General features: G+C 66.4%; 8 protein-coding genes. 5 read left to right on the top strand and 3 right to left on the bottom strand.

Annotation, left to right across the window (positions count from 1 at the left end; all coding sequences use genetic code 11):
* Positions 1-18: 18 nt before the first annotated feature.
* The 4 genes from G6032_RS13730 (at position 19) to G6032_RS13715 (ending at position 7,664) form a co-directional block, all read left to right on the top strand.
* The gene (locus G6032_RS13730; protein WP_165282715.1) at positions 19-1,737 is read left to right on the top strand and encodes a TIGR04190 family B12-binding domain/radical SAM domain protein; all 1,719 of its coding nucleotides are present in this window, start codon (positions 19-21) and stop codon (positions 1,735-1,737) included.
* Positions 1,738-1,986: 249 nt separating this feature from the next.
* Positions 1,987-3,057, top strand: a complete 1,071-nt coding sequence (locus G6032_RS13725) for an efflux RND transporter periplasmic adaptor subunit (RefSeq protein ID WP_165282714.1) — start codon at positions 1,987-1,989, stop codon at positions 3,055-3,057.
* 7 nt (positions 3,058-3,064) lie between these two features.
* A complete protein-coding gene (locus G6032_RS13720; protein ID WP_165282713.1) occupies positions 3,065-6,247 on the top strand; it encodes a multidrug efflux RND transporter permease subunit in 3,183 nt (1,060 codons plus the stop codon).
* Between the two features lies 1 nt (position 6,248).
* Complete coding sequence (locus G6032_RS13715; protein ID WP_165282712.1) at positions 6,249-7,664, top strand: efflux transporter outer membrane subunit; 1,416 nt, start codon at positions 6,249-6,251, stop codon at positions 7,662-7,664.
* Between the two features lie 405 nt (positions 7,665-8,069).
* On the opposite strand, the gene wrbA is transcribed toward G6032_RS13715, so the two are convergent.
* Together wrbA and G6032_RS13705 are read right to left on the bottom strand one after the other, a co-directional pair.
* A complete protein-coding gene (gene wrbA / locus G6032_RS13710; protein WP_165282711.1) occupies positions 8,070-8,672 on the bottom strand; it encodes an NAD(P)H:quinone oxidoreductase in 603 nt (200 codons plus the stop codon).
* Positions 8,673-8,687: 15 nt separating this feature from the next.
* Positions 8,688-10,061 carry an MFS transporter gene (locus G6032_RS13705; protein ID WP_165282710.1) on the bottom strand — a complete coding sequence of 458 codons (1,374 nt, stop codon included), beginning with the start codon at positions 10,059-10,061 and terminating at the stop codon, positions 8,688-8,690.
* Positions 10,062-10,244: 183 nt separating this feature from the next.
* On the opposite strand from G6032_RS13705, the gene G6032_RS13700 reads away from it, so the two are divergent.
* Positions 10,245-11,369, top strand: coding sequence for a porin (locus tag G6032_RS13700; protein WP_165282709.1), 1,125 nt, complete (start codon positions 10,245-10,247; stop codon positions 11,367-11,369).
* Positions 11,370-11,486: 117 nt separating this feature from the next.
* On the opposite strand, the gene arsS is transcribed toward G6032_RS13700, so the two are convergent.
* Positions 11,487-12,446, bottom strand: a complete 960-nt coding sequence (gene arsS / locus G6032_RS13695) for an arsenosugar biosynthesis radical SAM (seleno)protein ArsS (protein WP_165282708.1) — start codon at positions 12,444-12,446, stop codon at positions 11,487-11,489.
* Positions 12,447-12,525: the final 79 nt, after the last annotated feature.

Below are 12,525 nucleotides of genomic sequence, written 5' to 3'. Positions count from 1 at the left end.
GACCAAGGAAGCGTCTGCATGAGCGCCCGGACGATCGACCTGCTGCTGTTGCACCCGCCGAGCGTCTACGACTTTCGCGAAAAGTCGATCCTGTACGGTCCGGTCAGCGACATGGTGCCGTCCTCGGTGATGTTCGAGCTGTACCCGATCGGCTTCCTCACCATGGCGGGCTACCTGAAGGAACGCGGCCTGGAGGTGCGGATCGTCAACATCGCGCTGCGCATGCTGACCGATGCCCGCTTCGACGTGGAGAAGTTTCTTGCCGGTTTGAAACCGAAAGCGATCGGCATCGACCTGCACTGGATGCCGCACTGCCATGGCGCGATCGAGATCGCCCGGCTGGCGAAGAAGGTTCACCCGGACGTGCCCGTGCTGTTCGGCGGCCTGTCCTCGACCTACTTCCACGACGAGCTGCTGCGCGACTATCCGGAGATCGATTTCGTGCTGCGCGGCGACAGCACGGAACCGCCGCTGCATACGCTGCTCGGCATGCTGGAGAATGGCGGTGACTTCCACCAGGTGCCCAACCTGACGTGGCGCAAGAACGGCGAGGTGCGCGTCAACCCGCTGACCTTCGTCCCCAAGAGCCTGGATTACATCGACGTTCATCCCGAGCTGCTCGTGGAAATGGCGATTCGTCACCGGGACGTGACGGGTGTCTTGCCTTTCAACGGCTGGCTGCGCAATCCGATCACGATGGTCTTGCCGCTGAAGGGCTGCGCTTTCGAGTGTGTCACCTGCGGGAGCTCGGCTTCGACCTGCGTGAAGATGACGATGCGCCGCAAGCCGGTGTTCCGCAGCCCGTCGAACCTCGTGTCCAACCTGGTTGCGATCGGCCGCATGTCGCGCGGCGCCATCGTGATCCCGGGCGACCTGCTGCAGGGCGGAAAGAAATATGCGAAGCAGGTGATCGATGAAATCGAAGCGGCCGGCGTGGACAACGAGATCTGCTTCGAGTTCTTCGACGTCCCGCCGATCGATTTCCTGCGCTATGTGGACGCCCGGGTGCGCAACTGGAGTTTCGAGGTCAGTCCGGAAAGCCACGACAAGAAGGTGCGCCATGCAATGGAAGGCCAGGCGGGCTACGAGAACGAGGAGATGGAGAACATGCTGCGGGAGGCCCTGAAGCTCAACTGCAACCGCATCGACGTGTTCTACATGATCGGCCTGCCTTTTCAGACCTACGAGTCCGTCATGGAGACGATCGATTATTGCGAGTCGCTGTTCAAGTGGGGCGACAAGCGCCTGCAGTGCTTCATCTCGCCGATGGGCCCCTTCCTCGATCCCGGCAGCCAGATCTTCGAGGACCCGGAGAAGTTCGGCTTCCGCAAGTTCGCGCATACCGTCGAGGAACACCGCCAGCTGCTGACCCAGCCGAGTTGGGAACATATCCTCAACTACGAGAGCGACTGGATGACCCGCGAGCAACTGGTCGACGCGACCTACGACTCCGCCGAGCGGCTCAATGCCTTGAAGCTGAAATACGGCCGGATCACGGCGAAACAGGCGAAGGTGGTGGCGGACGGGATCGCCGAGGCGCGCCGCCTGCGGGCCCGGCTCAAGGCGAGCCTCGACGGTGGCCTGCCGGACGAGGACGTCGCGCGGTTGCGCGGCGAGATTTCGCGCTTCAGCCAGAATACGGTTTGCGACAAGCAGGAGCTGTTCTGGCACCGCCACGTGTTGAGCTTCAACCTGTCGGCGATCGCGAAAGTCGCGATGAAGGCCCTGCGGAACTGAGTCCGCCGCACGCGGTAGAAAAGTCGAACCCCCAAGTTGGGCGGCTGCGCACCGGTCCTGCTATGGCCAGCCTGCCGGTCGCCGAATATACTCGCGCCCCAGGCGATTCATCCGTTCCATCGCCAGGGAAGCGCAACAATGCCAGGAGTAATGGCGCACGTGGCTCTGAGACAGCCGTGCATCAAGGCTGTCGTATCGAGCTTAACGTTAGCGCTGCTCGCAGGCTGCGGACAGGAAGCACCCCCGCCGGTGCGCCCCCCCGTCGAAGTCGCCGTGCAGCAATTGCAGCCGCGCACCATCGACGTCCTCACGTCCCGGGTGGCGCAGACCGAGAGTTCCCGCCAGGTCGAAGTCGTGGCCCGTGTGTCGGGCTTTCTCGAGCGCATCGTCTATCGCGAAGGCCGCATGGTGCGCGAGGGGGAGGTCCTGTTCGAGATGGACAAGAAGCCCTTCGAGGCCGATCTCGAGATCGCACAGGGTGAGCTCCAGGCCTCCATGGCCCGGCTCGCCACGGCCAAAGCCAACCTCGACCGCACCAAGCCGCTGGCCGCCGCCGACGCCCTGAGCCAGAGCGACCTCGATCGTGCCATCGGCGACTACAAGGGAGCGGAAGCCGCGGTGTTCTCGGCACGCGCCAGCATCAAGCGCGCCGAACTCAACCTCGGCTATGCCACCATCCGCTCGCCGGTCACCGGCATGGCCGGCGAAGCGGTGCAGCGCGAGGGCGCATTCCTCAACGCGCAGGCGCAGTCGGCCAACCTGGCCTACGTGGCCCAGGTGGATCCGATCTGGGTGAATTTCAGCGTGTCGCAGAACGAGGCCACGCGGCGTGACGAGCGCATCCGCGCCGGACGCTATGTGGCGCCGCCGGAAGACCGTTACGTGGTGGAGATCGTGCTGAGCGACGGGCGTGTATTCCCGCACACCGGCGAGCTGGACTTCGCCGACCCGTCCTACGATCGGCGCACCGGCACCTTCACCGTGCGGGCGGCCGTGCCGAACCCGGACCTCGTGCTGCGTCCCGGCATGTTCGTCACGGCAATTCTCAAGGGAGCGACGCGACCGGACGCCGTCGTCGTGCCGCAACGGGCGGTCATCAAGTCGCCGGACGGGCACATCGTGTGGCTGGTGAACGCGCAAGGGGTGGCCGAACCGCGCCCGGTCGTGGCAGGCGACTGGTTGGGCGACGACTGGATCATCGAGCAGGGCCTGCAGGGCGACGAGGTCATCATCGTCGACGGCGTGCAGCGTCTCGCGCCCGGCGCGCCGGTGAAACCGGTGCCCGTCGGCCCGTCCGCGCCGCAGACCGGCTCCCGGTAAGCGCCTCATGAGCCCGGGGTTCTTCATCGACCGACCGGTGTTCGCATCGGTGATCTCGATCGTGATCCTGCTCGCCGGGCTCGCCGCGATGCGCGCCACGCCCGTCGCGCAGTATCCGGAAATCGCGCCGCCGACGGTGACCATCTCCGCGGCCTATCCCGGCGCCACCGCAGAGGTCATCGCCAATACGGTGGCAGCGCCGATCGAGCAGCAGGTCAACGGCGTCGAGGGCATGATCTACATGACGTCCTCGAGCTCATCGACCGGCGCCATGACCCTGACCGTGACGTTCGAGCCCGGCACCGACCCGGACATCGCGCAGGTCAACACGCAGAATCGCGTCAGCCAGGCGCTGGCCCGGCTGCCCGAGGTGGTGACGCGCCAGGGCGTCAATGTCGAAAAGAAATCGTCCACCTTCATGATGCTCATCGGCTTCTATGCCGAGGACGACTCGCTCGACCCGATCTTCCTGCAGAACTACGTCAACCTCTACGTGCTGGATGCGGTGAAGCGCGTCCCGGGAGCGAACCTATCGGGCATGTTCCCGCCGCCCGACGTGGCCATGCGGGTCTGGCTCAAGCCGGACCGGATGGCGCAGCTCGGCATCACCACCAGCGAAGTGGCGAACGCGATCCGCGGGCAGAACCAGGCCTTCGGCGTCGGCCAGATCGGCCAGACGCCCGCCCCGCCAGGGACGCAGCAGAGCTTCCCGATCACCAGCCAGGGCATGCTCGCCACGGCGGCAGAGTTCGAGGACATCATCGTCCGCACGGGCGAAGACGGATCCGGCGAGACGGCCATCGTGCGCCTGCGCGACGTGGCCCGTGCCGAGCTGGGCGCCCAGAGCTATCTCGTCAGGAGCAAGGTGAACGGCAAGACCGCGGCGGCGCTGGTGGTGTTCCAGCAGCCGGGGGCCAACGCCATCGAGACCTCTTCGCGGGTGCGGGCCCTGCTCGAGGAACTGCGCCCGGGCTTCCCCGACAAGCTGCAGTACAAGGTCGTGATGGACACCAGCGAGTTCACCGCCGCCTCGATCGAGAAAGTGATCCACACCTTCTTCGAAGCGGTCGTGCTCGTGGTGCTGGTGGTATTCCTGTTCCTGCAGAGCCTGCGCGCGACCATCATCCCCACGCTGGCCGTGCCGATCGCCATCATCGGCGCCTACATCGGCATCTACGCGCTCGGCTTCTCCACCAACATGCTGACGCTGTTCGGCATGATCCTCGCGATCGGCCTGGTGGTCGACGACGCGATCATCGTGGTCGAGGCGGTGGAGCACAAGATGGCCACCAAGGGCATGTCGCCGCGCGAGGCCGCGAAAGAGGCGATGCAGGAGCTGACAGGCGCGCTGATTTCCATCGTGCTGGTCCTCGCGGCGGTGTTCCTGCCCGTGGCCTTCCTGGGCGGCATGACCGGCACCCTGTACAAGCAGTTCGCGATCACCATCGCCATCGCGATGGTGGTGTCGGGCATCGTCGCGCTGACGCTCTCGCCGGCCCTGTCCGCGCTGATTCTCAAGCCCGGACACGCCGAGAAGAAGGGCTTTTTCCTGTGGTTCGAGCGGGGCTTCGGCCGCGTCACGGATAGCTATGTCGCGGGCGTGCGCTGGTTGCTGCGACACAAATCCATCGGCGTCGGCCTGTTCGGTGCAGTGCTCCTCGCCTGTTACGGCCTGTTCAGCATCCTCCCCGGGAGCTTCGTGCCCGACGAGGACCAGGGCTATATTTTTGCCGCCGCCATGCTGCCGGACGCCGCGAGTCTCGAGCGGACGACGAATGTCACCGACCGGGCTGCACAGATGCTGCTCGATCACGAGGCGATCGAGGATGCGGCCCAGATCGATGGCTTCAGCCTGTTCGATGGCCAGACCCGCGCCAATGCCGGCGCGTTGTTCGTCGCGTTGAAGCCCTTCGAGGAGCGTGACGGGCCGGGCGAGTCATCGTTTGCGGTCGTCGCCGAGATGCAGAAGCGATTTGCCGCCATCAAGCCCGGCCTGGTGTTTCCCCTCAATCCCCCGGCCATTCCCGGCCTCGGGGTGACCGGGGGGTTCGAGTTCTTCCTGCAGGATCGCAGCGGCGGCGACCCGGCACAGCTCGAGCGGACGACGCGCGAGTTCATCGCGGCGGCGGCCGCGCGCCCGGAGCTGGCCGGTGTGTCGAGCACCTATTCGGCTGCCCAGCAGCAGCTGTACCTCGACGTCGATCGCGCACGCGCAGAGCTGCTCGGGATTCCGGTCCAGGATGTCTACGCGACCCTGCAGGCTTACTTCGGCTCGATGTTCGTTTCGCAATTCACCCAGTTCGGCCGCATCTGGCAGGTGATCGTCCAGGCGGAGCCCGGGTACCGGGACGCCCCCGCCGATCTCGACGAGATCTACCTGGTGTCCGGCACGGGAGCGACCCTGCCGCTGTCGGCCGTCGCAACGCATCGCTATGCCGCGGGCCCGACGCTCCTGAGCCGCTTCAACGGCTTCCCGGCGGCCAAGATCAACGGCAGCGCGGCGCCCGGGTTCAGTTCGGGCCAGGCCCTCGACGCGATGGAGGCCGTGGCCGCCGAAGTGTTGCCCGAGGGTTATGCCTATGCCTGGTCGGGCCAGGCCTACGAAGAGAAAAAGGCCGGCGGCACCTCGGCGATCGCCTTCGTGTTCGGCATCATCATGGTCTTTTTGATTCTCGCCGCGCAGTACGAAAAATGGACCTTGCCGCTGGGCGTGCTGCTGGCGGTGCCTTTCGCCCTGTTCGGCGCGTTGTTGATGACCTGGGGACGCGGGCTGGAGAACGACGTCTATTTCCAGGTGGGGCTGGTCACCCTGATCGGCCTGTCGGCGAAAAATGCCATCCTGATCACCGAGTTCGCGGTCGAGAACATGCGCGCCGGCATGCCGGCCGAGGAAGCCGCCACGGAAGCGGCGCGGATGCGTCTGCGGCCCATCGTGATGACTTCGCTGGCTTTCATCCTCGGCTGCGTGCCGATGGCGATCGCCACGGGGCCGGGGGCCAACAGCCTGCATGCGATCGGCACCGGGGTGATCGGCGGCATGCTCGCCTCCACGCTCATCGCCTCGTTCTTCGTGCCGCTGTTCTTCGTGCTGCTGGAGGGGCGTCGCAAGCGCGCACCGGCCGTGACAGGGCCCGCGGGTTCGGTGACTTCGCCGACGGGCCCGGCCGTGCCCGATCGGGAAGGGCGCTGAGATGCGCGCCTTGATGTTGCGCACGCTCCTGTCGCTGGCGGGCCTCGGCCTCGCCGGCTGTGCGGTGGGGCCCGACTACGAGCGGCCCGCCATGGACCTGCCCGACACCTGGCGCGTGGCGCCGGAGAATGCCGTGGCGCTGGCCAACGCGGCCTGGTGGGAACAGCTAGGCGATCCGGTGCTCGATGAGCTCATCGCGACCGCGCTGGCGGAGAACCTCGACACGCGTATCGCAGCCGCCCGCGTCGCTCAGTTCGCCGGCGCCTTGCAGGCGACCCGGGCGGGTTTCATGCCGCAGCTCGGCTACGGCGTGGGTGCGGATCGGGCGCGCAGCAGCGAGTTGCTCCTCCCGGGCGGCGCCGATCCTTACTCGACGCAATACCGTGCGGCGCTCAGCGCCAGCTGGCAACTGGACCTGTTCGGCCGGCTGCGGCGGGAATCCGAGGCGGCGCAGGCCCGTGTTTATGCGAGCGAGCAGGGTCGGCGGGGCGTGCTCCTTACGGTCACCGCGGGCGTGGCGGCCGGCTACCTGGCGCTGCGTGCGCTCGACCGGCAGCTCGAGATCGCGCGCGCCACGGCCGCCAACTTCGAACAGACCTTGTCGTTGTTCGAGCTGCGCCACCGGGAAGGGGTGATCTCGAGGCTGGAAGTGGCCCAGGTCGAATCGCAGTACCAGCTGGCCGCGGCGGCGATTCCCCTGCTGGAGGGGCAGATCGCGGCACAGGAGAACCTGCTGTCGGTCCTTACGGGTCGTCCCCCGGGCCCCGTTCCCAGGGGCCTCGCACTGGCCGACCTGGGCCTGCCGGAGGTGCCGGCTGCGTTGCCGGCCGCATTGCTCGAGCAGCGTCCGGACGTGCTGCAGGCGGAACAGAACCTGGTCGCTGCGAACGCGGATATCGGCGCGGCGCGGGCGGCTTATTTTCCCGACATCACGTTGACCGGGGCCCTGGGCCAGGCCAGCACCGTGCTGGGGGATCTCCTGGACAGCGCGGCGCGCAGCTGGAGCGTGGGCGCGAACGTCGCTGGACCCCTGTTCACCGGGGGGGCGGTCGCCGGCCGGGTGGCCGTCGCCGAAGGCGCTCGTGAGGAAGCGCTCCTGGGTTACCGGGCCGCGGTGCTCAATGCGCTGCGCGAGGTCAACGACGGGCTGGCCGGCGTCGAGGCCACGGACGCCAATACTGCCGCGCTGGCCCGCCGCGTGGCGACACTGCGTGAATATGCGAGCCTGGCGCGCATGCGTTTCGACGCCGGGTCCGCCAGCTATCTCGACGTGCTGGTCGCCGACAACGAACTGTTTTCGGCGGAGCTGGCCGAGGTGGCGGCGCGGCAGTCCCAGTACGCCAATATGGTCGGACTGTACCGCGCCATGGGCGGCGGATGGGCTCCCGGGGAGACACCGGCGTCGGACGCCGACTGAGGCGCGGGGCGGGCGGCTTCGCCCGCGCCAGACGTGCTGCACCGCAAGTCTCGGAAACCCCGTAAAAACAACCGCCTGCGAATATGAACCGCGTCACATCGGGACGGCTCTTCCATCGTTAGAATCACTCCTGCTCAAGTCCATAAAGAGCCAAGGAGGCTGCCATGGAAACCCGCAAGACCGCTGCCAGAGGAAGGCTTTCACCGACCGACAAGGATGACCGTCTGGGTCGTCGATCCCGGCGTCGCAGGCGCCAGGCGCACGCCAAGCGCGCCTGAGTCGTCAAGCAAGCGAGGGCGAAGTGCACGCAGTGACCGAGTTCACCGCGCTGCCTTCGCCCTGATTTGTTGAGCGCCTCGCCCTTGTCAATGGGCTGATCAACAGGCTGACGGCCGCTCCCCGCCCCTAGCCGCCGAGTTTCAGCGCCAGTTTCGCCACATGCTCGCCCTGGAAGCGGGCGATCGCCAGTTCGTTCTTCGAGGGTTGCCGGCTGCCGTCGCTGCCCGCCATCGTGCTGGCGCCGTAGGGCGTCCCCCCGGAAATCTCGTCCATTTCACTGAGCTCGCTTGCCGCATAAGGCACGCCGACGACGACCATGCCCAGGTGCAAAAGCGTCGTATGAAACGACGTCAGGGTGGTTTCCTGGCCGCCGTGCTGTGTGGCGGTGGAAGTGAAGACGCTGCCGATCTTGCCGACCAGCGTGCCCTTGGCCCACAGGGAGCCGGTCTGGTCCAGGAAATTCCGCATCTGGCTGCACATGTTCCCGTAGCGCGTCGGCGTGCCGAAAATGATCGCGTCGTAGTCCGCGAGTTCATCGACCTTCGCAATCTTCGCCGCCTGGTCGAGCTTCGCGCCGGCTTCGCGGGCGACTTCCTCGGGCATGAGTTCGGGGACTCGCCGGATCACGACCTCCGTGCCGTCGACCGAGCGGGCCCCGGCAGCGATGGCCTCCGCCATGGTTTCCACGTGGCCGTACATGCTGTAGTAGATCACCAGTATCTTCGTCATTCGTCTGCTCCGTGTTCAGGGTGTCTCGACGGACCCGGCATCAGCCGTCCCGAGCGCCCGGCCCGGCGACCGGCGACCGATCCGTCGGGCCAGGATGCCGTGGGCGCGCCGATCCAGCGGGTAGCGCCACGCCAGCGCCAGCATCAGCGCCAGCAACACGCAGGGCCAGGCGACAAACGCAAGCTTGAGGCCGAGGACCCCGTGCGCTGACGGCGCGGCCTGGCCGGAGAAGCCGAACAGGGCCGGGATCGACAATGCGATCGCGCCGCCCAGTCCCTGGTTGAGTTTTGTCACGAGCGCCTGGAACGAGAACAGGATCGCCGCACGGTTTTGCCGGTTACGCCATATATCGTAGTCCACGATATCGGCGAGCAGGGACGGGAGAGCGATCGAGGACAGCCCGAGAAAGAAACCGAAGCTGGTCATCACGCCGATCATCGGCAGCAGCGCGCCGGGGCCGGGCGCGATCCAGGGGACCATTAACAGGGTGGCGATCATCCCGCCCGCGGCGATCGCCCACGCCCGGTGCTTGTCCACGTGTTTCATGACCTGCAGCCACAGCGGCATGCCCAGCGCCATGGCCAGCGTCATCGGCAGCGCAATCTGCGGCACCTTGTCCGGCAGGCCCAGGTGCTGGCTCGCGTAGATCACGAACAGGCTGGCGACAGCGCCGGTGGCCAGGCCGAACAGGACCTGGGTGACGAGAAAATAGCGCAGCGGCGGGGTATCACGCAGGGCGTGCCAGAGATCGACCGGGCGGACGGGCCGCGCCCGGACCCTGCGGACTGGTTCCGGCACGGTCAGGCACATCAGCGCCACGGACAGCGGCAGCCCGGCCATGATGAAGACGGCCAGGACGCGCATCACTTCCGGGCCGAAACGTGTCGTGCCCCCGACGAGCAGCATCGGCGCCGCCATGAACAGGATCCCGCCGGCGAAGCCGAGCAACTGGCGCCACAGCGCGATCCGGGATCGCTCGTGGTAGCCGGAAGACAGTTCCGCCGCCATCGCGGTATGCGGAATCTCTACGAGGGTCCACCCCAGGGTGGTCAGCAGGTACCAGGTCAGCAGGTGACCCAGCCCGGCGTCGGCGGCCGGGTTGAACAGGAACCAGGTGCTTGCCGCCACCACGACGGCACCCAGGATCATCCACGGTTTGCGGGTGCCCGTCCGGTCCGAGAGATAGCCGATCAGCGGATCCGTGAGGCCGTCGAAGCTGCGCGCGATGAAGGTCGCGGTCGCCAGCCCGGCGAGCGTCACGGCGCTGTACTCGAGATAGAAATTGGGCAGGATCGCCGCGGTGGGCGACATCAGCATGGACAACGGCAGGTTGACCAGGCCGAAGAGCACCAGCATCGGGGTGGGAAGGGGGTTGGGGTGGCTGCTCATCGCGCCCGGAAGATGATCTCCCGGCCCTCCAGCAGGCGTCAACCGCCCGTTGCCTGGCCTGAGGAAAAGCTAAGCAAATCAGCGGGTTGCGCTCCGCTGTGAAGTGTCTAGACTGTTGGGGTTGAGCCGCCATCCTAACAACTGTTGCGGCCTCACCACAAATAAGCGCTTGGGGAACAAGATATGAAGCACGGACGAATCTACGCTGCGGCCCTCGCCGCAACCCTTCTCAGCCTGCCGGTCACGACGACGGCGGAAGAGGAGGACGGCATCAATTTCGGCGGCGCCGTACGCCTGAACTACGCATGGCGTGACTACGACGACCAGAACAAGGACCGGGGCGGGGACTTCGAACTGGAACTGTTCCGCATCAACGCCCGCGGTACGATCGGCGAGGTGATCCTGGATGCCGAGTGGCGCCGCTACAACGACTTCCAGGCGATCCACCACGCGTGGGTCGGCTACGAGTTCAGCGAGCAGACGCACGTGGAGCTGGGCATTACCCAGGTGCCCTTCGGCATCCTGCCGTTTGCCTCGCACAGCTTCTGGTTCAGCGGCGCCTATTACATGGGTTTCGAGGATGACTACGACACCGGCGTCAAGGTAGTCCGCAAGTCCGGTGACTGGACGTTCCACACCGCCTTCTTCAAGAACCCGGAGTACGCCAACGACAGCCGCGCTGATCGTTACTCTTTCGATCTCGTCACCGGGGGCGACCAGCAGAACACGGAGACCAACCAGGTCAATTTCCGCGCCGCGCGGCTGCTCACGCATGAAGCCGACCGGACGACCGAGCTCGGCCTCAGCCTGCAGGCCGGCCAGATCTACAACCAGACCACCGAGGACAACGGCGATCGTTGGGCCGTGGCCGCCCACCTGAACGGCAATTACGGCCCGTGGAACCTGCAGCTGCAGGGCATGAGCTACGCGTTCAACCCGGAGAATCCTGTCGGCGTATCGGACGACTTCGTGCAGTACGGCGCTTTCGGCTTCCCCTTCCTGATGGCCGCCAAGGGCGAGGTCTGGACGGCGAACGTGGCGCGGGCCTTCACCGTGGACTGGGGTCCGATCACGGGGCTCAACTGCTACAACAACCTGACCTACATCGACCCGCGGGTGGACAACTCTGCAGAGTCCGTCCAGAACGTCACGGGCTGCGCGGTGTCCGCCGGCGGCGTGTACGCCTACTTCGACTGGATCGCGGGCCGCAACATGTGGTTCGCGGGCGGCGACGGCATCGGGCTCGACGGCGGTTCGGCCGGCAAGTGGCGTTCCCGCTTCAACATCAACATCGGGTACTACTTCTAGGTTCGCGACGCCGCAGGGCGTGTACCAGGGGGCTGCGGTCTGCCGGATCGCAGCCCTTTTTCGTGGCCCGGGTTTCGCTCATGGCGGTTTCGACGCCTCGCCGCCGCCTCGATCGACTCAGCCGAGGGCGCCGCCGCAGCTCGAGCCCTGCCCGGCCGTGCAGCCGTAGCAATGGCCGCCGACGGCAATGCGGCGCGGCACGTCCCCCGACTCCAGCAGTTGCCGCAGATGCGGCCGCTGCTCGCTCCCGCCGAGCGGCAGGCCGAGCATCTGGTTGAAGTCGCAGTCGTAGAGAAACCCCTGGTAATCGACGCTGACCAGGTTGCGGCACATCACGTTCTTCAGGTTGGCCGCGCGGTAGGCGTTGCGCAGCGTCTCCATGTAGCCGTCGTACTGGCCCTTGGCGAGCAGCACCGCGCCGAAGCGCTTGATCGGCATGTTGGTGATCGTGAACAGCGCGTTGAAGACGATGCCGAACTCCTCATGCAACAGGCGCTTGTAGTCTTCCTCGAGGGCCGCCTGCGGCGGCGGCAGCGAAGCCCCGACGGGGTTGTACACGAGGTTCAGAGTCAGCCCACTGTCCGCCTCGCCGTAGCCGAGCCGGTTCAGTTCCTGCAGCGCCGCGATGGAGGCCTCGAACACCCCGTTGCCCCGTTGTGCATCGACATTCTCTTTCGAGTAGCACGGCAGGGAAGCGATGGCTTCGACACCGTGCCGGGCGAGGAATTTGCCGACCCATTCGTAGCCGGGTTCGCGCATGATCGTGGGGTTGAGCCGATCCATGACGTGGACGCCGCGGCTCGTGGCGGTCTCCACCAGCCAGCGGAAATGGGGATTCATCTCCGGGGAGCCGCCGGTCAGATCCAGCGTGCCGATGTCATGCCGGGCGATGACCTCGAGCGCGATCTCCATGGTCTCGCGATCCATGAGTTCCTTGCGCGTCGGCCCTGCCGCGACATGGCAATGCAGGCAGGCCAGGTTGCACAGGTAGCCCAGGTTCATCTGCAGCGTGTCGAGCCGGTCGCGGCGGATCGCGGGAAAGTCGGTGTCCAGCAGGAGTGGCAGCGTGTCGCGCATGAGGGGCGGGCCTGGGACTCTGGCGGTCGGGCAAACTATTCAACCATGTTTTCGCGCCGTCCGCTGGAACGGATGAGCA

The sequence above is a fragment of the Wenzhouxiangella sp. XN24 genome (assembly GCF_011064545.1).
GTDB lineage: Bacteria > Pseudomonadota > Gammaproteobacteria > Steroidobacterales > XN24 > XN24.
This window is presented reverse-complemented; position numbering and strand designations above follow the sequence as displayed.